The organism is Coriobacteriia bacterium (assembly GCA_013336165.1).
Classification (GTDB): Bacteria; Actinomycetota; Coriobacteriia; order Anaerosomatales; family JAAXUF01; genus JAAXUF01.
On the sequence record JAAXUF010000002.1, the window covers coordinates 153825 to 178755 of the forward strand.

A 24931-nucleotide genomic window follows, 5' to 3' on the forward strand; every position below is an offset into this window, starting at 1 on the left:
TTGGAGACACAGTACTGCCGCAGAGGGCTACTCGGCAAGACGCAGTCGCCCCCCTGGTCGAGTGATGCCATTCAAATGGCACATTCGGCAAGGGGGGCGACGAAGCTCTCGGTCCTAAGAGGCCGCTTCTGCCTTGGTCACCGTCAGCGTCGACTTGCTCGTTGCCGGAGCGGTGTAGGTATTGACCATCGTGAGGCACTGTTTGGGGCACGCGATCACGCAAGCATTGCACTGTACACACCGAAACGGATCGATGGTCCAACTCTTGGCCGGCTTGTCCACGACGATCGCTTGGGACGGGCACTTCTTCTCGCAGATGCTACACAGAATGCAGGTCTCTATGTCGTTCTCGACATGTCCCTTGGTTCGCTCGAAGTACACGGGCGGCACCACCGGATACATGGCCGTGGCAGGCTTGCCGAGCAGGCTTCTCATCGTCATGCGTCCGAGCTTGAACGATCCCATGAGTCTCTCCCTACCTTTCTGTGCAGCTTATGCACGGATCGATGGTGAGCACGATCATGGGCACGTCGGCGAGCTGACATCCGGCAAGCGCGGTGACCATGCCAGGGATGTTGATGCTGGTGGGGGTCCTGACCCTGAATCTGTCCAAGAACTTGGTCCCGTTGCCTTTGGCATAGTAGAAAGCCTCGCCGCGCGGCTGCTCCAACCTGCTCACAACCTGGCTTCCGGCCGCGGGAGCACCCTTGACAGCAACCGCAATCTCTCCGGCTGGAATCTTCGCGACAAGCTCCTTGATGATCTCGATAGAGGCTAGGACCTCCTTCACGCGCACTTCACATCTGGCGTAGGAGTCGCCGGCGGGCGAAGTGACCGGGACGAAGTTCGCCAGATCAGCATAGCCGCCGTAGCCGATGGAGCGGATGTCGTAGGGAAGCCCCGAGGCACGTCCGAACGGCCCTACGGCGGAGAGGTCGTAGGCCTGCTCTTTCGTGAGCACGCCCACACCCACGAGACGGTTATTGACCGAAGTGTCCTTAAGGAAAGCACCCGAGAGCTCCGCGTATTCCGAGGCGAGACCGTCAAGGACGGCCACGATGCCGGACAGCTCGGAGTTCTCGATGTCGTGCACCACGCCGCCCACCGTGCACGCCGAGAAGATGACGCGCCCTCCGGTGGTCTTTTCGAAGATATCGAGCACCCTCTCACGCAGGCGCCACGTGTGCATGAAGAGACTCTCGTAGCCAAACCCGTCGGCCACAAGCCCGAGCCACAACAAGTGGCTGTGAATACGCGAGAGTTCATGCCAGATGACTCTCAAGTACTCGGCGCGTTTGGGGATCTCGACGTCCATGAGAGCTTCGATGGTCTGAGCGTATCCCAGCGAGTGCCCAAAAGAGCATATGCCGCAGATACGTTCGGCGACATACATGAACTGGTTGTAGTCGCGCTTCTCAACGAGCTTCTCGAGTCCCCGGTGTACGAAGCCGATTTGGGGAATCGCAGCCACGACGATCTCGTCTTCAAGCACGAGGTCGAGATGCACGGGTTCGGGAAGCACCGGGTGCTGCGGTCCGAATGGGATGATTGTTCTCTTTCCCACGCTACTTGCCCTCCTTTCCTTGTTCCTGTGCGGAGGTGTCGCTTGTCATCGGCGTGGGGGTGGTCACGTGATAGAACTTGCCTTTGAAGTCGACCGATATGTCCGATACCTCGATGCCGAACAGATCGTGCATCTCGTTTTCGAAAACGAAGGAGGCGCCGAAAACACCGCTGATGCTCCTGATTCCGACTCCATCAGGCAGGTTGATGCGAATATTCTCGAGTACGAGATCCTTGTCGAAGGAGTACGTGAGCTCAAACCCGTTCTCGACCCGTGCCGCGAAGCACTGCACGAAGCGGTATCCCGCGCTCTTGAACACTTCGGCAGTCGGCACGAGTTCATCTGACTCTATAGTCCGAAAGTTCTGAGGTTCGATCCTCATCAACTCGCCTCCTTCTTGCTCTGGGCAAACGCAGCGCTCTTGGCGTCGAGGACTCCGAGAGCGGTCACAACTCCGTCGATGATGGCCTGCGGGCGCGCGGCACACCCTGGTACGTAGACGTCCACGGGGATAGCGGAATCCACTCCGCCGTAGGTGTTGTAGCACTCGCGGAACACTCCACCGGAAGTCGCGCAGATGCCGATGGCGACAACGACCTTGGGTTCGAGCATCTGGTCGTAGATCTGACGGATGACGGGGAGGTTCTGTTCGTTCACGCTGCCGGTGACAAGGAAGATGTCGGCGTGCTTGGGATTGCCCGAGTTGATGATGCCGAATCTCTCGACATCATAAAGCGGGGTCAGGCACGCCAAGACCTCAATGTCGCATCCGTTGCAGCTGGTGGCGGCGTAATGGATGATCCACGGTGACTTGGTGGCAAAAGACACTTTCAACCTCCCTTATTATATGTAGAAGACGATCAGGTTTACGAACCCGAGCACGAGCGCCACGAGCCAAGCCGACTCGAACATCGCGGACCACTTGACGCGTGCGAAGTTGTTGTCGATGAGGATCTCGAGGAAGTAGATCACTGCGGCTACGACGATGGCCAAAGCGATGCTTGCGCCGCTTCCCGTGACGAAGAAGAGCGCAACCCACCCCAGAAAGAAGATGTTCTCGTACCAGTGGGTGACTTCGACCATGGCTAGCGTCCGTCCGCTCATCTCGGTCGTGATTCCCTTGACGAGCTCCTGATGAGCGTGATGCGAAGTCGACAGGTCGAAGGGCGACTTCCTGAGCTTGATCGTGAGTACGTAGACGAATCCTAGGAACACCAGCGGCAGAGAGAAGATCATCGGCGAACCCGTAGTGGCTATCGCCGAGACGTCGAACGATCCGCTCGCCAGATAGAACCCGATGGCCACGAGCAGCACCATCGGCTCATAGGCCATGACCTGGAGCATCTCGCGCGCGGCTCCGGCCTCCGCATACGGAGAACGGGTCGAATATCCCGCGATGATGAAGAAGAGGCTTGAAAGCGTCAGCACGAAGATGCAGAGCAGGAAGTTTCCGCCGGAGAAGAAGATGGCGCCGGCAATGATCGCGAACATGAGGTACATCGCGACGTAGACGCCTTGGACCGCATTCACGCTTCGGTCGTCCTTCTCGATGAGCTTTCTCACGTCGTAGTACGGCTGCAGGATGGGAGGCCCGACCCTGCCCTGCATGCGGGCGGTGATGCGGCGGTCGATTCCGGCGAGCAGGGCGCCCGCCACGGGCGCGAAGATGACGAATCCGAGGAATCCGATGACTGAAGCCACGGCTACATCACACTCCCGAAGATGAGCGCGGCGGCAAGTCCGCAGATGAGCAGGACAACCGAGACAACCGTGCCGATGCGGGACAGCCGTCCTTCACCTAGGTAGGACTCCAGATACCAGTTGCGCGTGCTGGCGGGGGTGGCGTCTCCAAGAGAACCGGAGAAGGCCGTGACGCCCTCCGAGATGCCGACGCCGCCCATGTAGACCGGCAGATCCCGCTTCGATGCCCGAGCACGCCCGAGAGTGGAACCCAGAATGATCGCCAAGAGCGCGGCCATCGCCGCCATGATCATGAGGTTGCCCTGCGAGATGGCCAAGGACACCGCCGGGAAGATCTCTCCCAGATAGGGCACCACGACTGCGGAGGAGATGAGCGGGAAGGCCACCGCCGCAAGAACCGTGAGTAGCGCCATAAGCGCGATGGAAGCCCACTCCTCCGTGCGGATTGAGGCTTCGAGGTCGCTCGCTGGCCCCGCGATCGCGGTGACCTTGGCAAGCCACTTGGCCCAGAAGAAAAAGGTCGCCGCACTGCCGAACACAAGCAGGAAGACCAGGATGATGTTGCCCGAGTCGACGAATGCACCCAAGGCTGCCCACTTGGAGACGAGCATGCCGAACGGCGCGATGAACATACCGGCGATGCCGATGACCATGAAGCGGGCAAGCGACGGCATCGAGGTGAAGAGCCCGTCCATGTCCTCGATGTCACGAGAGCCGATGTGGTGCTCGGCGGTGCCCACGCACAGAAACAGCAAGGACTTGGCCGCGGCATGGAAGATGATGAGGAAGATGGCCGCCCACACCGCTTCGGAGGTGCCGATACCGGCACACGCGGTAATGAGACCTAGGTTGGCGATTGTGGAGTATGCCAGCACGCGCTTGGCGTTGGATTGCGTAATGGCCGCCAGGGAGCACATCAGGAAGGTCACGCCTCCGACGAGCTGAACCGTGATGCCGGCGACGTTCCAGTGACCGGCGAGGCTCAAACCCAGCACCGGGGAGAGTTTGAGCAGAAGGAAAACGCCGGCCTTGACCATGGTCGAGGAGTGTAGAAGCGCGCTCGTGGGCGTGGGCGCGACCATCGCGCCCAAGAGCCACGTGTGGAACGGCATCTGAGCGGCCTTGGTCATTGCCGCGAATGCGAGGAGCAGCACCGGTACCACGGTGGCGGCTCCGGAGAGACCGAGCGAGATGAGCCCGGAGAGTTCGAGCGTCCCAAACTGTGTGCCGATCCAGGCGATAGCGATAGCGAATCCAAGGCCGCCCGCTAGGTTCATGACGATCTGCAGGAAGGCGTTGTTTGTGGCTTCGGGCGTGCGCGTGTAGCCGATAAGCAGGAACGAGCACACCGTGGTGACCTCCCATGCGGTGAAGAGCCACGAGAGGTTGTTGGAAAACACCACACCAAACATCGCGGAGAGGAAGAGGAACATCACCGCGAAGAACATCGGCCTTCTGTCGGGGACATCCGCATGGTGCTGCGCGAAATCGCGCATGTAGCCGATGGCGTACACGCAGATACCCGAGCCGATGATGCCGATGATAAGGGCCATGATCACCGAGAGCGTATCGACATAGAGGTTGTTCTCAACCACGATCGCGTGGGCGGGACCGAGATCGAACCACACCACGATTGCTGCCTGAATGGCGGCAAGGGCCACCGCAAGATACTGCTTATGCTTGAGCCCAACAAAGATGATGAAGAGTGAGATCAAGAGGTCGATGCCCAATGCAGCGAGGCTCACCGCCTCGCTCTCGAATTCGAAGTGCACTGCCGAACCAGTCAGATACTGAACAGCCAACGCGATCGACCCCGCCGCGATCGCGACTGCGGATACGGTGACGATCACCCCCCTTGCTCGGTCATTCCTGACCACCAAGAGAACTCCCGCCACGATCAGCGGAAACAAGATCAAGAAACTTAGAGTTCCCAATCCTCCTCCTCCTTTGTGCTCTTGCTCAAGAACATACGTCTAACTAGATATCACTCCTCTGAATCATTCGGTAGATGAACCCCTCGTCAGCGCCATCAACGGCATTAATCGACCCGCGAACGCACGCGTCAGGGCGCATTGAATGACGTCGGTCCACAGACGGCGTCCACAGAAGGAAAGCGGGCGGATGCGAATATGGCGCGGAGGTTGCATACTGGTGTACGCGCACGGCACGACCGCCACGCCGCGCCACGATGGCGCTCTTGAGACGATTACTGATTCTGCACACGGGAGGCCACCTCTTGGCGCACGTACGCTCGCTCTTCTTCAAGGGACCGCTCTCTTCCGTCGAGAACAAGGCGATCACTGCCTTCAAGCTGGGGCGGCCCAGCGACGTGATCTGGAACATCACCAACCGCTGCAACCTGCTCTGTGATCACTGCTACATGGCCGCCGACGGCCACGGCCGACCCGCCGAACTCACCGATGCCGAGACGATCGCGCTCGTCGACCAGATGGGCGAACGCCGCCTGCCGGCCCTCTTCCTTTCGGGTGGCGAACCGATGCTGCGGCCGAACTTCTGGGATATCCTCGAACGGACGCACAGCCACGGCATCCGGCCGACCATCTCGACCAACTGTACACTCATCGACCGCGACGCCGCCCAGCGCCTGAAAGCCAAGGGCGTCCGCTGGGTCGCGACCTCGCTTTACGGCCCCGACGAGTTTCACGACGCAATGGTCGGCGTGCCCGGCACCCGCGCGCGAGTACTAGAAGCGATCCGTACACTTCGCGAAGAGAGCGTCGGCGTCGCGGTCAAAACCGCCATCAGCGCCGCGACCTGGCCCTACGTCTACGACCTCATCGCCGAGGCCAAGGCGCTTGACTGCGGCCTCATCTACTTCTGCGACCTCATCACCGCCGGCCGCAGCGAAGGCGAGGACGACGGCCGTATCACCGCCGAACAGTGGCGCGAACTCGGCGACTTCGTCGTCGACGACATCCTGTCCAAGGAATCCACGCTGGAGTGGGACATCGGCGCGATGCCGTCATTTATCCCCTACGTCGCCGAGCAGTTCCTCGAGCGCGACTTAGACATCAGCAATGGGCTCGAGCGGCTCAAGATCGTCTCGGCATGCCCTGTGGGTAAGGGGCACATGAACATCAACTCCGAGGGCGGCATCATGCCGTGCCAGTTCGCGCAGGACTGGACGATCGGCAACGTGCGCGAGATGTCGCTGCAAGACGCCGTCGCCGAGCTCTACAAGCTCGACCAGCAGGAAGCGAAGGGGGCATGCTCCCCCGAGGAGTGCGAGTACTCCCGTATCTGCCGAGGCTGTCGGGCGAAGGCGTGGCAGCGCACCGGCGATCCGATGGCCGAAGACGTGACCTGCCTGCTGCACGCGGGCGGCGACCGCGCGCGCGTGGCCGCGGAGATGGCGGCGGCACCGGAGTTCGTGCGAGGCGCGCCGTGCTCGGCGCCGGGATCCTGCTGATCTTCGCGTGAGCAAAAGAAAGGACCCCGTCTCCGGGGCCCCTTCCCATCGCTGCCGAACAGCGACGTTCATCCGATTTCTCGGTTTGCGCTAACGCTCGGGTTTGTCACCCGGAACGCCGCCGCCCTACGCGGGCCCGACCTCCGCATGCGCGGAATCGGTCAGGACCAGCACAGCGATGTGATTACTTCGCACTGCTGGATCACCCCCTTCGAGTCGGCGGGTCGCCCGAATGCGCCCCTCGGAATGCTCCGTGACATTGGGGACAGCGATTGTCATGCCGACTTCTCTCAACAGATGGAATCTGCATGTCTCTCGGGGGTAGACTCCCGATAGACACTATTCCGCGCACAATGAGGGGACCGCCCCATGAACGCTAACGCCGCCGAGACGATCCACTACACCGTGGCCGACACCTCACTGGGTACCATGCTTGCCGCAGCCTCCGATCGGGGGGTGTGCTTCGTCGCTTTCGACGATTCCGCAGACGCCCTCGTCGCCGAAGCAGCACGCCGCTTCCCCGGAGCCGCTATCGAACCGTCCGGGGACCTCGACCCTGCGTGGATCACCGAGGTTGTCGATCGCGTGGAAGCGCCCGGAAGCGCGCATGCGACCGAACTCCCCCTCGACCTGCGCGGCACACCCTTCCGCAAGCAAGTCTGGGAGGCGCTGCAAGCCATCCCGCCCGGAGAGACGCAGACGTACGGGCAGATCGCGGCCAAGATCGGGCGCCCGACGGCGGTACGCGCCGTCGCCGGAGCGTGTGGCGCGAACCCTGTCGCAGTGCTCGTCCCCTGCCACCGGGTAATCGGCGCCGATGGAACGCTCACCGGCTACCGCTGGGGCGTGGAGCGCAAGCGTGCGCTGTTGGAGCGGGAACGCCAGTAGCGGACCGCCCTTTATGCGCCGCTAGTCAAGAACCGTATAGTACGCGGCCTTCCCGGCACACATCGCACAGAGCGTACGCCCATGGACAACGACCTCTCGGCCGTCCATCACGAACTCGCCGCACTCCTCGCATTGGGCCTTACGGTGGGTTCCGGGCATGTCCTCGAGTGCAATGTCAACATAGACGGACTGCACTGTGAAGAGTTCCTCATCCGAGAAAGGCTCAAGAAACGCGATCAGGTCCCCTTCCTTAGGAATCTTCGGCACCTCAGGGCGCGGGACAACGCGAATCCCCTTGCCCGTGCGGGAATCCACAAACGTCATCGCCATTCTGCCTATGTCGATCAGCTTGAGGCGACGCTTGCCGATGGTGAGGCCGGTGACGGCATACGCGCCATCGGACGCGCAGCGAGCCGCCTCGACATACACCATGAGATCGCGATCCTGGCGGGGATCCTCGATGCCGAGAGCCGCGCAGGCGTACCGCGCCATCCGCACTCCAAGAACGATGCCGCCACACAAGTGACCGTGGTAGGCACAGCCGACTGCCATGTCTTCTTCGAACGTTTTCATAGGTACTCTCCTTGTGCAGAAGATGCTTCTTGTGGATAGAGTTTTGATCCGATCCGCCGAGCATAATCATCAGCTGTTATCTGAACAGCAACGGCGCCGTGTTTCCATATGCCGTGCACGCCCGCCTCGGCGGTCGTACGCCAGACACCATCGCGATCGGCGACTATTGTGCCTGCAAGCACGTCGACGCCCCACTCGAAGAGTATGGGCGTGAGTGGAACACTTGGCCCGACCATCACCACACACGCATCTCTTGCGAGTTGCAGGATTCTCGGCAGCGTCTTGTTGATGAGGGTGACACCTGTGATGAAGAGGTAATCCTGCTCGGGTAGAAGGTATTCCTCGGCGAAATCGGGCAGATCGCCCGGCTGAGTGCGGCGTTCAAAGACCGAGAGCTCGCAGATGTCACTTAGCACCTCGAGTTCCGGGAAATGGCCGATGACCCCGACCTTCTTCCCGACAACATCAGAACGCAGGGAGTGGAAGGCCATCGGCGCTGCCAGCTGAGCAAGAGACCGTCCGGTCCACTCCTCGATACGGTGCGCAATGTTGTAGTGCGCGTTCATCGCGGCCATCCCCAGCGAGGCCTCAGAAAGGCTCCAGCTCCGGACAGATTCTGCGAGGGCCCGGAGGCTCCGTCCTGTGGCCGAAGCCCGCATCCCTCCCCCTTCGCAGCATTCGTCTCTGCACGTCATTGCGACGCCCAGCCCGCCCGCGTCGACCAGCGTCCAGCCGCTTCCAATCAGATAGGATTCGACAAGCCGGTCCTCCGGGATCTCGGCGAGCAGTCGGTCGTACAGTCCCCAGCTATTAGTCACTCCGACGCCATCCTTCCTGCTCTCTCGCTGACCCCCTCAAGACAAGCGCGACTCCCGAGGCTAACCCCAGCCTCGGGAGCATAGTTGCGCTTCGCCCACTGAAGAGCGGATCGCTACTCAGCGAGCCAGTATGCGACTCCTTCGTTCACGTATGTGTCGGACCAACGAGCGATCACGACGTCGCGCTCCCCGGTGGAAGCGGTGTAGAAGTGGCTGCCGTTGGTCTTGTTGTAGAAGCGGTAGACGGGGGTCGCTCCGGCTCTCGCCGTCGCACACACGTTGTATGCCACGCCCTCGTACTGATAGATCGCAGACCAACGAGCGATCACGACGTCGCGCTCCTCGGTGGAAGCGGTGTAGAAGTGGCTGCCGTTGGTCTTGTTGTAGAAGCGGTAGAGCGGGGCGTTGTTGTACGGATCTGCCGTATTTACGGAAAGGGCCACGCCCTCACTTGCGTATGTGTCGGACCAACGAGCGATCACGACGTCGCGCTCCTCGGTGGAAGCGGTGTAGAAGTGGCTGCCGTTGGTCTTGTTGTAGAAGCGGTAGACGAACGAAAGGTTCGATCCCATCTTGATCGCAAAGGTCACCGTCTTGGTTCCTGTGTAGTTGCCCTTGCCGGCGAGGGTCACCGTCGCCGTACCGATGTTGATGTTGTCGGCGTAGGTCACCGTGTAGTCGGTGTCCTTGACCAGCGTTGCAGACCCGTCGGTCAGAGTGACGCTCGGCGTGATCGCCGAGCCCGTGTAGGCCTGGTCGGGGATGGCGGAAGCGGTCGCATTGGCCAGAGCACGCGTGATGGTGACCGAGTTGACCTTGGACGGGAAGCGGTTGCCCCCGTTTGCCGCCGGGGTCGTGGAGGCGAAACCGGCGAGGAAGCGCGGCGTGTCGGAGGTGTTGGTCGAGACGCTTGCCAAGGTATCGGCGGCCGTCCCTGAAACGGCGGCATTGCCGCTCTTAAGGGCGATCACAGCCGGCGCGGCACTGCCTTCACCGGACAGCGAGCCGCTCGGTGTGGTGTCGCCGTAGAAGTAGAGGTTGGCCGAGAGCTCCTCGTAGGTCGGATAGTACTTCGTGTAGGCGCCGTCGGTTGCCGCGAAACTCAGCGTCTTGCCCGCCGCCCAGGTGCCGGCTGGCAGACTCGAGGCCGCGAAGATGTCTGAGAGCGTGACGTGAGAGTCAGTGCCAATAAGCTGCCAGACGCCGTTCTTGTTGTACATGTAGCCAAGCTTGCCGCTCGTGGCCATCGACGCGAGGTCGGCGCTCGTGAAGGCCTTGGCCACCTGGACGGCGCCAGAGGCGTCGACGTACTTCACGGTGAATGCGGCCACAATCTTGAAAGATACTGTCTTTGTGCCCGTGTAGTTGCCCGTGCCCGTGATCGTGATACTCGCGGTACCGGGGTTGGTATTGTTGGCGTAGCCCAACGTGTAGTCGGTGTCCTTCACGAGCGTAGTGCTACCGTCAGTGATTGTCACGTTCGGTGTGATCGCCAACCCGGTATAGGCTTGGTCCGCGACGGAGGCTACCGTGGTGCTGGCGATGTCGGTTCCAGTCGCAAGAGCAGTGAGTGGAGTGAGCGCCAGCAGCAACGCCGCCGTCAATATGACGCTGGTGATCTTCCCTCCTCGGATTATCCGACGAACTCTCTTGTGTAGATTCACGCTGTCTTGTCCCCTTTCATGATCGAGAGCCGCACGACGCGGCAATCCGGCAGACGACGCCTTGCTTCCCTTGACACTCCCCCGAAAGCGCACGGCGCCCAGCGAGGATTCTCCAGTGCGAGCCAAGATTCAGCCACGACTTCGCCTCCTTTCCAATTCCACCCCATATGAACTGGGGTTTCGGGTGGTCGGGGCGTTTCCAGCCCGGCCAGTGCCTTCGCGGCAGGAACCGCATCCATTGGCGCAAGCCGGTAGGACGACGGTCTCGGAGCGGATCTTCAATTGCTACGTCTTTGTCGCGACCTCCTCACTGAATAGACGGTGCGTCTTCCGGCTGAAAAACTACGGCGCCAGCCAGAACACCGGCCCTTCGTAGGTATATGTGGACGACCAGAGTGCGACAACGGTGTCGCGCTCCTCGGCTGATGCCGTGTAGAAGTGGCTGCCGTTGAGCTTGTTGTAGAAGCGGAATACCAGTGTCGCTCCCACGACATTCGCCGCGCAGACGCAATATGCGGGTCCCTCGTAGGTATACGTGGACGACCAGAGTGCGATGACGGTGTCGCGCTCCTCGGCTGATGCCGTGTAGAAGTGGCTGCCGTTGAGCTTGTTGTAGAAGCGGTACAGCGGAGCGCTGTTGTTGGGGTTCGCTGTGTTAACCGAGTATGCCGGCCCCTCGTAGGTGTACGTGGATGACCAGCGGCCGATCACGACGTCGCGCTCCTCGGCTGAGGCCGTGTAGAAGTGGCTGCCGTTGAGCTTGTTGTAGAAGCGGAAGACCGGCATGGGCGTCGACGCTGCCTTCACCGTGAAACCGACTGTTGTAGTGGCCTCTGCGTTTCCTGCAGCGTCGGCCGACCAGAAATGCAGCGTGTGGTTGCCGACCCCGGACACGCTCACAGGCGCCGAGTACGTCCTCTGCGGATCGGCGTCCAGGATGTAATAGGTGCTGACGCCGCCCACGCCGACATCGGTCGCCGACAGCATGAACATCGCCGAACCCGTGTAGCTGCCTCCCGAAGTGATGCCGGCGAGCGTTGTCACCGGTGCGATTCTGTCGGCGACGATCGAAAACGTCGCGCTCTTGGTCCCGGTGTAGTTGCCCTTGCCGGTGATGGTGAGACTGGCGGCTCCCACCGCCACATTGTCCTGGTAGGCGATGGTGTAGTCCGTGCCCTTCGCGAGCGTGGTGGAGCCGTCCTTCACCGTGGCCGTTGGCACTATCGCCGAGCCGGTCTGGATCTGATCGGGGATCGCCGAGATGCTCGCCGAGGAAATCGCCTTCGGTGTGATCGTGAAGGTCGCGTTCTTGGTCCCTCCGTATTCGCCCTTACCCGTGATCGTGACAGTCGCGGTGCCAGTGTTGACGTTGTTGGTGTAGGCAACGGTGTAGTCGGTCCCCTCGGCGAGCGTTGTCGAACCGTCCGTCACGACAACTGTTGGCGTGATGGCCGAACCGGTGTACGTCTGGTTGGAAATCGCTGCGATTGAGGCAGTCGAAATGGGCGCGCCTGCAACGATCGCGAAGTCCTTGGTAACGGCGCTTCCGAGCACGTTTGAGCCGCTCGGCGTTATCGTGACGTGCCCTGTGCCGAGACCGTTGTTGTTGCTGTACGCAAGCGTGTAGTCAGTGCCCGACTTGAAGTTGAGGGGCGCGCCGGTTGACGCATCGGTAAAGGTGACCTCCGGCGTCACAGGGCTCCCGGCGTAGAATGCCTGCGCGACTGAGATGTTGACGCTTCCGTCGCTCAGACTCGCCGGGGTGATCGAGAACGTCCCTATGAACGTCGAGGCGTTCGTCGCGGACGTACCCCGCAGATGAGCTCCCTCCGCGTTACCGGCAACCGTGACGGTATACGCATTCCCGACGTTGGTGACGCCGCCGCCCTCCCCGGGGCCGGACTGGTTCACGGTAACCGTGAAGTCGCTGGGATCAAAAGCGGCACTCTTGCCTGAATCGACGATCGTGACCGACGGGACGATCGCATTACCGGTGTAGATGTAGGAGTTCTTCGCGTACGCGATGGAAGCCCATTGGTAGTAGCGCCAGTTGCTGATGTATGTGCTCGTCCTTACGCCGTTGTGGTCATAGTAGTAGTAGTACTTGTGATCGAGCGTCGCAGGCCGGATCTCGACCTCAAGGCTAAGAGAGAAGTCTGCCGCGAGATTCAGGTAGTTGGTCGATGCCAAGGTATTCGGCACCAGTCTTAGCGTGTAGATTCCAGGTTCGGCCGCCTTGGACACAGGCTCGGCATTCGCATTCAGGATTTGGGTGACGCTGAAGCAGCCCTTCTCGTACGCGTTCACCGCTTCGCCGGTGATGTGAACGGTCGGATCGGTCTTCCATGCAACGGTTAGGATGGATGCAAGGTCGGCCGCCGAGTAGCCGTTGACCCGGTAGGCGAACGCCTTGCCGACGTAGGACATCACGGGGTTGTCGGAATCGCCATTGCCGATCTTGATGTTCGCGTAGGTGTCAAAATCGGACGCCTTCAGGGTGCCCTTGTTGATCGTGAACGGCTTCGCCACGGACGTGCCTGTGTAAAATCCCTCGCCCGTGACTGTCAGGTTTCCGGTGCCCGGCCTAGCGTTCGCCGAGACGCTCAGTCCGCTCAGTTCATAGTCCACACCCGCAACCAGCGTCTCGTGCGTCGAGTTGTCGGTGACGATCACCTGAGGAACCGGTGTTCCGGCGGGGGTGTAGGTCACCGACCCTAGGGTAACCGTGCATCCGGTCCCGATGTTGGTGAGAGGCCTACTTGAGATCGTCCACGACAAGGTCACCGTGGCGAACCTGACGCTTCCCTCCTCGGTAGGCACGATGGCGTAGTACAAGACGTCGCCGACTTGATAGGTCGTCGGAGAGGTGATCGTCGCGCCGCCGCGAACAAGATGATCGAACGTGGCTGTGTAGTTGGAGGGATCGACGGTGTTCCCAACGTACGTGACCTTGGGTGTCATTCCTGTCGGCAGCTGGCCGCCGTTGTACGCAACCTCATTGCGAATCTGGCCAACTGCAAGCTTGCCGTCGCCGTTCGTCGCAGTAACCTGGTTGATATCGAAGGTCATCAGCACGTAGTTGGAAAGCCACGTATCACCCGACCCATAGCGGACTGTCACTGCTCCTGTGGTCTGCGCTTCCAGATTCGCAACCGCGCCTGCGTCGATCAGATCGCCGCTGGATCCCCCGCCATAAATGGCGAGGTAGTCTCCGCCGTTGGTAAGGCTGCGGCTTCCCCACAACACACCCATGACCTCGGGGTTGATCTCCTCACCGGTGTAGTCAACGCTCATCCCGTAGACCGGATTACCGCTGCCGTCCACGTGAAGCGGCTCGGCGGCCTTCAGCATCCTTCCAGCAGAAAACGTGTTCCCGGTGGTATCGGCTACGTCCGGCAGCGCATAGACCTCAGGGTAGCCGGTCCCGGGATCGTGGATGACGTTGCCGGAGCCGTCCTTCTTCACTCTGGCTTCGTAGAACTTGTCTTGGTTCTCGTCCCAGTACCAGACGCGATCGCCATACGTCACGCCGATTACGTCGCACTGCAGGTAGAGATCGATCTTGTCGATCACGTAATAGCCGGTAACGCTTCCTGTGTAGTTGCTGTTGGCTTTGGCCGACGCAACAACAGGGTAGTTGTTCGAGGTCGTTGGCGTTCCCGGAACCCTCAAGTCGTACGAGACGTTGGTGCAGTCCTTGCCGTAGTTGACGAGGTACGTGTACACGGAGGAGTCGACAGTCCCGCCGCCCGCGTCCCTCACGCTGACCGCCGGTGCATTCTGCGCTACGCCTGTGTATCTGGCGTGCGCGACAGAGACCACGCACGTGGAGAAGTCACCCTTGTCGATCCCATAGGTGACACTACCCGTCTGTCCGCTATAGGCGCCCATGCCCCTGATGCTCGCCGAATATGGGGCCGTGCCGGGTGTCACGCCTTTGCAGACGCCGTTTCCGTCCAGCGCCGCACCGTCGCCGACAACGACATAGTCGGCTCCCTCGACAAGCTCGACCTGATTGCCGCTGATGGTCGCCACCACATGCAACTTCGGGGTCGGATTGAAGGACACCGAGTACTTCGCGTTCAAGACACGGGTGATGGAGCAGGGAATCGTCGACAGGTCGGTCGTGACCGGTGTCGCTTCGCCGTTCAGCACCGGATAGCCGTGGTTCGTCCCCGGGACGCCGATGTAGTAGCTTGCCCACATCTCCACGGGAGCATAGGCGTTGAGAAGTGCGGTCGCCCTGCTCGACGTAAGCGAGATCGCGGTGTTGGCTGCCGCCTCGGCGTCGGTGGGGTACACGACGGCGCAGTCGCTCACTACGCCGATATCCTCACCAACAAAGGCGTCGCTCCGCGTCGATGCCTTGCTCACCGTACCCGCGAGGAGCAGACAGTCATGGACCCTACCGTTGTTCTCGCCGACGATCCCGCCTTCCTTGTAGGTCAGACTCACCGCGTTGCAGTACACCTGACCTGTGTTGTAGCAGGCGTACACCTCTGGAACCGGATGCCGGATGCTCCCGTTCTGGGTGTAGGTGACGAGCATGCCAACGATGCCGGCCGTGTAGTAGCCCGTCTGAGTGTTCTCGCTGTCGCCATGGTTCCGGCAGTAGGAGACGACGCCGTAGCTCTGGCCGACGATTCCCGCGCCGGCTGGCTTGTTCCATCGGGTCGTGCGGACGTGGCCGACAAGACCGGTCGTGTCGAAGGTCGTTCCGTTCGCGCAACGCGTGATCTTCGTATACGTGCCCGCGGTACCGCAGATTCCGCCAACAGCGTGGAGGCCGGAAACGTAGCCGTCGTTGTAGCAACCGGTGAGAACGAGAGGATCTATGCCGCCGCCATCGATGCCGGCGTCGGTGCCCTCCGTGGCGAGACCGGACAGGGTCGAACCGCGCAGCGAACCGATGATGCCACCCACCCCGTCTCCGCCGCCAGCGGAATTCAGCAGTGCCGTTGAGTCGAGGTCCGAGGTGTCGGTGGCGGACGTGCACACGATCGTGCCGTGGTTTGTACAATCGCTTACGTTGCCGATCGTGATCCCGCCCACGCCCCCGACATAGCCGGACGCCGAAGCCACAACCTCGCCGAAGCGGTCGACTCCACCGGCGCCCGACGTGACGACCGTGATTGAACCGGAGTTACTGCAGCCCGAAATGTCGCCATGCGTGCCGAGACCCGCTTGGCTGGGAGCGCCACCGGAGCGGCCGACCACGCCACCGATGTTGATGGCGACTGAAGTGACGCTCTTGCCATCGTTGTCGAGGAATGCGTTCGCGGGCGTGGATACCCTGACGCTCCCCGAGAACGAGCAACCGGAGATGTCCTTGTCGCAGATGCCGGCAATGCCGGCGACATTGGTTATGACGACCGCAGCCGATCGGTTACCGCCGGCTGCGCCATCGTCCCAGACGACGGTCACCGCAGCCGCGCTCGCGCAGTTCTGGATGCTGCCTTGGCAGTCGCCGACGAGCCCGCCTATGTTCTCGACGAACGCCGAAGACGACTGCACAGTAACCCTGCAAGAGTCCGTCAGGCTCAGGTTCCTGATCACGGAGTTAGGGCCTGTGACACCGAAAAGACCGGCATTCGAAGTGTCCGTCGCTTGGGTCACCGCAAGACCGGCTATCTCCTTGCCGGCACCATCGAAAGTCCCGTCGAACGGATGCGTCATCGTCCCGATCGGCTTGGACTGGTTGCCATAACCGCCGAGGAGATTGACGTTCCCGCCCATCGTCACGGTCTTCCCAGCGAAGTTCACGGCGTCATCGGCGGCGATGACCTTACCGTCGCCGTTGGTGTCGATCTCGCCATTCACCAGCGCCGAGAACCCGCTCCATGCGCCGGTCGTTCCCGGGAGCGTGAAGGACGAGGCGGCAGGGTTTGAGGTGTACCACGAAGTGTCCGGTGTCGCGTACGACGCATAGGCGGTGGCCGCGCCCGCAACGAGCACTGCGACAGTCCCGATCAGCGCAAGACCTGCGCGTCTCGGCCTTCGGTTCGGCTTGCCGCTCTCCCGCTTGTCCGACGTGAACAGACGCGAGCGGCTTGAAGTGTGCTTGACCCCAAGGCCAATCATCGCTCTTCCTTCCTCGGCGCAGTCAACATTGCGCCCCATCCCCTGTACCGACCGTTCCTGCTTCCTCGCATCGTCCGCGAATGCGCGCCGACGGAATAACGCTAGTCCGCGCCTTGTGCTCGACTTGTCGCGCTCGGCGCCGCAGTCTCCTCACCGGAACCGCTGCTCGAGCCGCCGTCCGCACCCTTCACTAGGTAGAGCTTGCCGGAAGTCGGATCTTGGTAGACGGTACCGACCTGGGTGTAAAGGCCGCTCCCGGACGTCAGCTCCTCGGCAAGCTCCTGGACCTTGCTCATTTCCGTCATCGCGTCCTGTTTCACGAGCTTCACGGAGGAGAAGTCGAGATTCCAGTACGACAGCAGCGCGACCATGAGCCCGCACGAGAACACCAGCATCACGTCAACGAGGTTCACGAGCGACGTGCGCGGATCGACCTCGCTCTCGTCGCTGAGTGCGGTATGGAGGAATGCGCTACCTCTCAGAGTCCGCGCCATCGCTATTCGCCTGAGCTTTCTTTCGGAGTCTTGCCGGAATTACGTTCGGCCGCCTTTTCGAGGATGCAGGTTGCGGCGGACTCGAGAGAAACCATGTACGCGCCGTACCAGCGCTTCCTGAGCGTGACGACCGCCATGCAAACGATTGCGATGACGAGGCCGGTGACGGTGCCGTCGAATGCGATCAGAAGGGACTTCGAGAGCGTCGCCGTGTCGCCTTGGCCAAGCGCCACGACGCCTGGGCCGAGCGGGATGAGCGTTCCCATGAGTCCGAGCATCGGTGCGATCTTGACCGACAGGTTCATGTGCGACAGCGTCTTCTCGTATCGCGCATTCGTCTCGAACACCGATGACTTCGCGAGTGCATAGAGGTCGTCGTCGGGCAGGTCGATATTGTCGGCGAGCGTGATGAGCGCGTCCTTCTGCTTGCGCAAGAGCCCGCTATCCTCAATGACGCCCGTGAGCCCCCCGCCGTCGGCGTCGTGGATCGCGTTCACGAGCTTGGGCATCACCACCTTGAAGTGGCGGCGCTCGGTGAAGAACTCGGCGATGACCGAACCGACGTGGAAGAGCGAGAACGCGATGAGGGCTATCAGCAAAGCCATCACTGGGACGAGCATCGACTGTGAAACCAGATGGAGCATGTCTCTGAGATATAGCGTGTCCATGGTTAGGTAAGTTCCTTCTTGAATCGCAGGAATACATAGGAAGCGCCGACGAGCATCAGTGCCACCGCCGACGGCAGAGCCCAGGGTTGAAGCGGGTTGGTGAAGTCGATGGGATCAATGTCCGACGCCGACGAACCCATCATCTCGAAGACCTGCCAGCGGCCCTTTGCCGCACCGTCCCCGGAGTCGGCGCTGCCTCCGGTTCCGCTTCCGCCACCGTCGGCAGTGACCAGCACGGAGACGTTGCCACTGCCAGTGTCTACGCCGGATCCGGACTCCGACCCGGAGCCGGTACCGGAGCTGCCACCCGATCCCCCGTCGCCGCCACTTCCGACCGGCGGCGACCCAGCCATCACGATGGTCATCGTGTGAATGTACTTGATCGACTTCGCGGTCGACGCGTCGGCAGCGCCCGTCGACCCGAAGAGTAGGCGCAGGCAGGTTCCAGGGTTGAGTCCCGAGTACTCCTCTTCGCAGGACCCGCCCTCGCGCCAATTGTCAGCGAACGCAAGCATCGGCATGACGACCTGCCGATCAGCCATTAGCCCGCCGGTGTCGAAGTACGGAAAGTAGTAGCGTGTGTAGTCGAAGAGGAACCGGCTGGTGATGGCGCCCGGGTTCGCACCATCGTTCGCCGCGAAGCGGAACGCGTAGACCTCGTTCAGCGAGACTCCGAGCTGCTCGATGAGCGTGGACAGGTAGATGCCCTCGGCGCTGTCGGTGACGTAGTTGCCCGCGCTCCGTGTCAGCGTGTACGTGCACCGTGCGGTCTGGATGTCGCGCAGCTGGGCAATCGAGTAGATGTGCGTCTCCGCGACAAGCGACTCATCGTCCTGGTAGACAATCTTGATCTCGAGCGAGTCGCTCGGCAGGTACTCATCGCTACCGGTTCCCGTGTCGATCACGACCCACACGCGGTCCTGCACGGCACCGCCGTTGGCGGCGGGATCACCTCCGGTCATACGAGCATAGACGGCCACGGTGCCTTGAGCTTTCGCGATGAAGTTGCCGGAGGTGGCATTCACGTAGCCGACGTCGATGTTCGAGACCGACCACGAGAGTGTGGAGAGATCTGCCAACGCGGTGTAGTCCGAAGCGTTGGGAGCGTTGCACGCGACCTTGCCATCGGAGTAGGTGATGCGCGCGTATAGGTGCACGTTGGAGGAGGAATCGACCTTGTCGAAGCCGATCCGACTGTCACCATAACTGACGCCCACGTCGTTGACGATGTCCACGTTCGTGACATAGGCGCCACTCTGGCCGAATATCCTGATGTTGACGGAGCCCGACGTGCCGTTGGGAGCTGTGGCGGTTATCCTGACCGTGCCATCGCCCACGGCGGTGACCACGCCTCGCGAGTCGACCGTCGCGATGTCAGCGTTGTTGGTCTTCCAAGCCAGCGTGACATCCCGCCAGTCGGCCTCATTCTGGTAGTGCGCCGAGCCGTCGCTCCACGTCACACACGCCAGCATGCGCAACTGACCGCCGAGAGTCCCGATCCCCTCGGCGACAAAGTACTCGCCACCTTCAGTCGTGCGACCGAGCTTCTTGATCCAGCCGCCGTTCGCGTCGGTCGTGCAGCCATACAGGTCGATCTGCAGAACCGTCGGGCTTGGTTCGGGAGTGACCGTCTCGGCTTGGGCGGCTTGGACACCGAACGCCGAACACCCCCAAGTACGACCCTGCGCCGCCCCAGTCGCCTGCGACGCCGTCGGCGACGGGACGAAGAATCCCGAGATGGAGAGGAGTACAACAGCCACGGTGAGCAGCATGCCGCATGCTCTCCGTGCCCTCGTATGTCTCCTTGCCTCTCTCATGTGGTGCTTCTTGTCTCCCGGTGCTCGGAATGATTGCCGGCCGCTGTATGCCGACCGAATCACGCGCGGTACGGCGGATAACTGTTGCCGAGAAGCTCCTTGACGTCGGCGTCAGTCACGTCGACCCAGTAGAACTTCGCGTAGAACTTCTTCACCTCTTCAACCATGTCAACGTCATAGGCATCGGGATAGAGCATGTTCGCGACCCACTGGATGCCGACGAGCCGGTTCACTCCGGGCGGGCGGTCGCACCACGCATAGGGCGCGTTCGGCATGGTGTAGACCCTGCCCTCTTTCACCGCCGTGATCGACGCCCAGTCCGGGCTCTTCCTGATGTACTCGTCTGCACCTCCGCGCACGACGTCGTCCCATGCGACGATCACCTGCGGGTTCCACTTGAGCACCTGCTCGAGTGAGACATTCGACATGCCGAGCCCCTGCGTCTCCGGCACCGCTGCCACGTTGTTCGCGCCCGCAACTGCGAACGTGAGCGCGTGCTCAGACACGTCCGGCTCCGTCTGCAGCCCCTCGGGTCCCTCGGCGTAGTAGAGCGAGACGCGCCGATCGCTCGGCACCTTTGTGATGGCCTCCGTGACCGCCGAGTAGACTTTCTCGCAGTACGAGGCGAGTTCCTCCGCGCGCTTCTCTTGGCCAAGGACTTCGCCGAGGAGCCGATACGCCTGCGCGATGCGATCAAACGAGCCGTCGATGACGACGACGGGAATGTTTGTCTGAGTCTGCAGATCTTGGGCTTCGGAGATGTTCGTCTTCGTGAGTGCGACTCCGCTGATCGAGAAGATGACCTGCACGTCTTCGACCAACAGGGCCTCGCGGTCGATCTCCGCGCCCCCCGAAAGCGTCCCCATGTACGGCAGGTCGGCCGTGCCCTTCGGCAGGTACTTGAGTTCCTTCTTCGTAAACTGGAGCCCCGTACCGGCGATCAAGTCCGGCGCGAGGGTGAAGCAGAAGATCTGGGCGAGCGAGCTCGTAAAGTAGATGCGCTTCAATTTCGAAACCGTCGGGATCTTCAGTTGCCGGCCGGCGTCATCGGTTATCGTGCGCTCTCCAGTGAAGAACTGGTCCGCGGCCTTGCAGCCAGGAAGAGCGGTCGCGGCCAGCGTCACGAGGAGTCCACCGCCGAGCCATCGGCAGAATATGCGCCGGGTGACTTGCGCGCACTGTGCGTCCGCGTGCGTCTGATTCATCACGATCACTGTTCGTCGCGCCCGCAGCAAGACGAGATAGCGCGACTGGAGCGCTCTTGGCGCCAAGAGATGAACGCCCATATGACAATCCTCGGCTCAGCCCATTCCCAGCAGGACTCGCCTTTACGATCGACTCCTGGCACAAGATGCTCGGCGAGGTAACGCTCGAGCAGCTCCTCCTCTCGTAGACTCACGTCGGACAACATGTCAGAGACGACTCTCCTCGCATCCTCGCGAGTCGCGAAGAACTCGGGCTTCGTGCTCTCAATGAAGCGAAGTTCGGGCCTGATCCCCATCTGAAAGAGGATGTTCATGGCGTAGACATAGCCAAGGTCGGTTGGGAATTCGCGGCCGATAGCGGCGAAGATCCGGCTGTCATGCCGAGGAGAGCCTCCTGCCGCCAGGGTCAGGCAAACGCGATACCGGGCAGCGGCGTTGAGCTTGCGAAGCGCCGAACCCAGGTCGGCGACGGCAATCGAACGCGATGCGATCGCAACGTCAGCCTGACCGACACCCGCCGCCTCCCAGTCGTCGTCCCAGCTCGCGCGCACGGTGCGGATCGACGAGAGGCCCTCTTTGGCAGCCTGCTGCTCAAGGAGCGAAAGCATAGCCGGTGAGAAGTCGGCAGACGTTACCTGGTGACCCTGGCGTGCCAGCGGCAGCGAAAGAGTGCCCGCACCGCATCCGAAATCCAAGACGGTCGCCCCCGGAGCGATCTGGGCGTATTCGAGGAATTCCGACGCATAGTGCGACGTGCCGGCCTTCGTGGCGAAGGAGGGGGCGCGCTTGTCCCAGTATGAGGGGGAGTCGTCGTAGCTGCGATTCGCCTGCAACTGCATCCACTCTCCATTCCAATCATGTTCCGTGAGCAACATCCTTCTCTCCTCGTATCGCATAGTCCGTCTCGGGGTCGTTCGCGTACCGCCACAAACCCCGATCTGAGGCCCAGCCCGACTCCTAGGCCGCAGATCGGGGTCAACCTTCTTCTGTGAGCGGTCTCCTGTTACTTCGTGTAGCTGTTGCCGAGCAGCTCCTTTGCTTGGGAGTCCGTCAAGTCGACGTGATAGAACAAGCTGTAGAACTCCTTGGTCACACTGACCATGTCGACCTTGTACGCGTTGGGATAAAGCGTGTTCGCCAACCACTGAACGCCGAGGAACCTGTTGACCGCAGGCGGGCGGTCGCACCACGAGAACGGCACGTTCGGCATCGTGTAGACGAGACCGTTCTTCACGGCGCTGATCGTTGCCCAGTCCCGGTTCGTGCGGATGAGTTCGTCCGCACCACCCCGCAAGACGTCGTCCCAAGCGATGATTACTTGTGGGTTCCACGCTAGCACCTGCTCAAGTGACACCTCGGACATGCCTTTGGAGGCACCAACCGCAACGCCGACCGCTGCGTTCTTTGCGCCAGCAAGCTTGAATGCTACGGCATGCTGAGAGGCCTCGGGCTCGGTCTGCAAGCCCTTGGGGCCCTCGGCATAATAGACGCTCACGCGCTTGTCTTGGGGGACCGTTTCAACAGCCTTCTGCACAGCATCCAGCGTGTTCTCGCAGTAGCTGGCGAGCTTCTCGGCTTCTTTTTCCTTTCCGAGAATCGTGCCGAGTTTCCGGTACGCGTTCGATATCTTGTCCATCGAGCCGTCTATGCAGACGACGGGAATTCCCGTTTGTTTCTGGAGGTCGTCCGCGGTACTGATGTCGCTCGCCGTCAGGGCCACCGACGAAATGTTGAAGATGACCTGAATCCCCTCCGCGACGATCGCCTCAGGGTTGAGCTTGCCACCCGAGGCGAGCGAGCCAAGGTTCTTGAGATCGGCGGTGCCTTTCGGCAGGTACTTCAGTTCGGCCGCCGAGAAATCCATCGTGGTTCCGCCTGAGAGTTCAGGTGCTAGCGTGAAGCAGAATATCTGAGCCACGGGGCTCGTGAAATAGATCTTTTTCAGCTTGCCGACCTCCGGGACGGTCACCGTCCGTCCGGCGTCATCGGTGATAGTACGATCGGCCATGGCATCGACCGTGGCGGCAGTGGTATCGGTCTTCACGGCAGCGGTGCTTTTGGAGCCAGTGCAGCCAAACAGCGAGCCCGTCGGCACAGCGAGCGCGAACACCAGCGCCAACACAGCTAACCGTCCGAGGCCTCTGGCCCCTCCTCTTGAACCTGATCTCATCGTCGTTTCCGTCCCTTTCTCTCCCTGAACATTTCCGGATCTTCGTTGCTTCGCCTGATGCTCGATCCTCCAGACCTCCTTACTCCTCGCGTTCTCACCTACATCAACGGGACGCACACCCGTACCGATCTCCCCTGCGCACGACTGACTTCAGCAACGAGCACGCTGGTCCCGTAGATCGCCTGCATACACTCGTTGTCGATCACGTCGGCGGGCGTACCGTCGTGCGTGATGACGCCGTCCTGGACGACGATCACCCGGTCCGCGCACAGCAGCGCGTGGTCGGGATCGTGCGTGACCATGAGCACTCCCATGCCTGCATCGGCAAGCTTGCGCATCTGCGCCATGACGATGTGCTGGTTTCCGAAATCCAAGCTCGCAGTGGGCTCGTCCATCACGAGCAGATCGGGCTTCTGTGCGAGAGCACGAGCGATGATGACGAGCTGGCGCTGCCCACCGGAGAGCTGCGTGTACGTACGACTCGCTAGGTGCTCGATCGAAAGGCGGCGCAGAGCGCAGACCGCAATCGCTTTGTCCTCCTCGGACACCACCGCAAGGCGGTTGATGTAGGGAGTTCTCCCCATGATCACGACGTCGGCGACTGTGAACGGGAATGGAGGCGTGTGTGCCTGCGGGATGTAGGCCACGCGCCGGGCGAGTTCGCGTTCGCGCATCCGCAACACACTGTCGCCATCCATCTTGATGCTGCCCGAGAACGGCTTGGCGAAGCCGAGTACGTTCTTGAGGATCGTCGTCTTGCCGCACCCATTCGCGCCGAGCATGCACACGAACTCCCCGCGCCCTACCGAGAAGGTTGCGTCGTGGATGACCTCGTGCTTGTCGTACCCGGCGCAGAGATTGCGGACTTGGAGCATCAGTTCCACCCCCGAACGTTGTGGCGGAAGATCACGACGAAGAACGGCACCCCGAAGATCGCCGTGAGAATGCCGATGGGAACCTCGACAGAGGACGCCAGACGAGCGATGTCGTCGACCAGCAGCAGGTAACTCGAGCCAAGCAGCACCGAGACCGGCAGGAGCACGCGGTAGTTGGGGCCGACAAGCGCCCGGCCGAGATGCGGGATCACAAGCCCGATCCAGCCGATGACCCCCGCGACCGCCACTGCGGTCGAGACGACCAGCGTCGAAGCGAAGATGACGATCAGGCGCGTCAGGCGCGTGTTTACGCCCATGCTACGCGCCTCTTCCTCCCCGAACGACAACACATTCAGCCGCCATCGTTGCGTCATGAGAAGCACGAAGCCGAGAAGCATGGGCACGAGGATGGTGAGGAAGTCCCGCTGGTCGATCGACGCGAAGCTGCCCATCAGCCAGAACGTGATTGTCGGCAGCTTGTCGTTGGCGTCGGCGAGGTACTTCACGAGCGATGTGCCCGCCTGGAACAGCGTCGATACCAAGATGCCGCCGAGAACGAGTCCGAGGATGGGGTCGTACTTCACCAGCCGGTTCATCCCCACCGCGAGTGCCACCGCGAGCATGCCGCCCGTGAAGGCGAAAAGCTGAATCATCGCCGTCGGCATGTTGAGCAGGAGAGCGAGGCACGCCCCGAGACTCGCTCCCGCAGATGCGCCGAGAATGTCGGGCGAGACGAGCGGATTCTTGAACATCCCTTGGTAGGACGCCCCCGCAACCGACAGGGCGCCCCCAACAATCATGGCAACAAGAACTCTGGGAAGCCTGATGTTGAAGATCACGGTCTGGATCTGCTGGTTGGTGATCGATGCCGGATCGGCGAAGTGCCACCAGATGTTCTGAATGAGCTGCCATGGCGTCACGGGATATCTCCCGACCGAGAACGACCCGACGAACATCACCACCATAAGGACGGCCAGCAACAG

General features: G+C 61.5%; 21 protein-coding genes and 1 riboswitch. Of the genes, 2 read left to right on the forward strand and 19 right to left on the reverse strand.

Features of this window, described 5'->3' with window-relative positions; translation table 11 throughout:
- Positions 1-114 precede the first annotated feature (114 nt).
- The 6 genes from HGA39_02395 to HGA39_02420 are packed head-to-tail and all read right to left on the reverse strand — an operon-like array spanning position 115 to position 5199.
- The gene (locus HGA39_02395; protein ID NTW28199.1) at positions 115-465 is read right to left on the reverse strand and encodes a 4Fe-4S dicluster domain-containing protein; all 351 of its coding nucleotides are present in this window, start codon (positions 463-465) and stop codon (positions 115-117) included.
- Positions 466-475: 10 nt separating this feature from the next.
- Positions 476-1564: an NADH-quinone oxidoreductase subunit D gene (locus HGA39_02400; protein NTW28200.1), complete on the reverse strand. Its 1089-nt coding sequence runs from the start codon at positions 1562-1564 to the stop codon at positions 476-478.
- Position 1565: 1 nt separating this feature from the next.
- On the reverse strand, positions 1566-1946 hold the full coding sequence (locus HGA39_02405) for an NADH-quinone oxidoreductase subunit C (GenBank protein NTW28201.1): 381 nt from the start codon (positions 1944-1946) through the stop codon (positions 1566-1568).
- Positions 1946-2392, reverse strand: coding sequence for an NADH-quinone oxidoreductase subunit NuoB (gene nuoB, locus HGA39_02410; GenBank protein NTW28202.1), 447 nt, complete (start codon positions 2390-2392; stop codon positions 1946-1948). The genes HGA39_02405 and nuoB overlap by 1 nt, the downstream gene beginning before the upstream one ends.
- Before the next feature lie 15 nt (positions 2393-2407).
- Positions 2408-3265, reverse strand: a complete 858-nt coding sequence (locus HGA39_02415) for an NADH-quinone oxidoreductase subunit H (protein ID NTW28203.1) — start codon at positions 3263-3265, stop codon at positions 2408-2410.
- A 2-nt stretch (positions 3266-3267) separates the two neighbouring features.
- On the reverse strand, positions 3268-5199 hold the full coding sequence (locus HGA39_02420) for an NADH-quinone oxidoreductase subunit L (protein ID NTW28204.1): 1932 nt from the start codon (positions 5197-5199) through the stop codon (positions 3268-3270).
- Positions 5200-5501: 302 nt separating this feature from the next.
- Here HGA39_02420 and HGA39_02425 point away from each other — a divergent pair, with 302 nt between their 5' ends.
- On the forward strand, positions 5502-6695 hold the full coding sequence (locus HGA39_02425; GenBank protein NTW28205.1) for a radical SAM protein: 1194 nt from the start codon (positions 5502-5504) through the stop codon (positions 6693-6695).
- Between the two features lie 126 nt (positions 6696-6821).
- On the opposite strand, the gene HGA39_02430 is transcribed toward HGA39_02425, so the two are convergent.
- A complete protein-coding gene (locus HGA39_02430) occupies positions 6822-6974 on the reverse strand; it encodes a hypothetical protein (protein NTW28206.1) in 153 nt (50 codons plus the stop codon).
- A 90-nt stretch (positions 6975-7064) separates the two neighbouring features.
- On the opposite strand from HGA39_02430, the gene HGA39_02435 reads away from it, so the two are divergent.
- Positions 7065-7583 carry a methylated-DNA--[protein]-cysteine S-methyltransferase gene (locus tag HGA39_02435; GenBank protein ID NTW28207.1) on the forward strand — a complete coding sequence of 173 codons (519 nt, stop codon included), beginning with the start codon at positions 7065-7067 and terminating at the stop codon, positions 7581-7583.
- A 21-nt stretch (positions 7584-7604) separates the two neighbouring features.
- Here the strand turns inward: HGA39_02435 and HGA39_02440 are convergent, their stop codons facing one another.
- From HGA39_02440 to HGA39_02495, 12 genes are all read right to left on the reverse strand, one after another.
- On the reverse strand, positions 7605-8156 hold the full coding sequence (locus tag HGA39_02440; protein NTW28208.1) for a formylmethanofuran dehydrogenase: 552 nt from the start codon (positions 8154-8156) through the stop codon (positions 7605-7607).
- Entirely contained in the window at positions 8153-8974 is an 822-nt protein-coding gene (locus HGA39_02445) for a DUF364 domain-containing protein (protein ID NTW28209.1), read from the reverse strand. Before HGA39_02445 ends, HGA39_02440 begins: the two co-directional genes overlap by 4 nt.
- Before the next feature lie 113 nt (positions 8975-9087).
- The gene (locus HGA39_02450) at positions 9088-10638 is read right to left on the reverse strand and encodes a hypothetical protein (protein NTW28210.1); all 1551 of its coding nucleotides are present in this window, start codon (positions 10636-10638) and stop codon (positions 9088-9090) included.
- Positions 10639-10766: 128 nt separating this feature from the next.
- A riboswitch (molybdenum cofactor riboswitch) is annotated at positions 10767-10921 on the reverse strand.
- Positions 10922-10980: 59 nt separating this feature from the next.
- A complete protein-coding gene (locus tag HGA39_02455; protein ID NTW28211.1) occupies positions 10981-16719 on the reverse strand; it encodes a hypothetical protein in 5739 nt (1912 codons plus the stop codon).
- Between the two features lie 101 nt (positions 16720-16820).
- A complete protein-coding gene (locus tag HGA39_02460) occupies positions 16821-17213 on the reverse strand; it encodes a DUF2149 domain-containing protein (protein ID NTW28212.1) in 393 nt (130 codons plus the stop codon).
- A gap of 2 nt (positions 17214-17215) precedes the next feature.
- Complete coding sequence (locus HGA39_02465; protein ID NTW28213.1) at positions 17216-17881, reverse strand: transporter; 666 nt, start codon at positions 17879-17881, stop codon at positions 17216-17218.
- A gap of 2 nt (positions 17882-17883) precedes the next feature.
- A complete protein-coding gene (locus HGA39_02470; protein NTW28214.1) occupies positions 17884-19653 on the reverse strand; it encodes a hypothetical protein in 1770 nt (589 codons plus the stop codon).
- A 104-nt stretch (positions 19654-19757) separates the two neighbouring features.
- Positions 19758-20903, reverse strand: coding sequence for an ABC transporter substrate-binding protein (locus HGA39_02475; protein ID NTW28215.1), 1146 nt, complete (start codon positions 20901-20903; stop codon positions 19758-19760).
- Between the two features lie 5 nt (positions 20904-20908).
- Positions 20909-21778, reverse strand: coding sequence for a methyltransferase domain-containing protein (locus HGA39_02480; GenBank protein NTW28216.1), 870 nt, complete (start codon positions 21776-21778; stop codon positions 20909-20911).
- A gap of 128 nt (positions 21779-21906) precedes the next feature.
- The gene (locus HGA39_02485) at positions 21907-23022 is read right to left on the reverse strand and encodes an ABC transporter substrate-binding protein (GenBank protein NTW28217.1); all 1116 of its coding nucleotides are present in this window, start codon (positions 23020-23022) and stop codon (positions 21907-21909) included.
- 149 nt (positions 23023-23171) lie between these two features.
- The gene (locus HGA39_02490) at positions 23172-23948 is read right to left on the reverse strand and encodes an ABC transporter ATP-binding protein (GenBank protein ID NTW28218.1); all 777 of its coding nucleotides are present in this window, start codon (positions 23946-23948) and stop codon (positions 23172-23174) included.
- A complete protein-coding gene (locus tag HGA39_02495) occupies positions 23948-24913 on the reverse strand; it encodes an iron ABC transporter permease (protein NTW28219.1) in 966 nt (321 codons plus the stop codon). Before HGA39_02495 ends, HGA39_02490 begins: the two co-directional genes overlap by 1 nt.
- Positions 24914-24931: the final 18 nt, after the last annotated feature.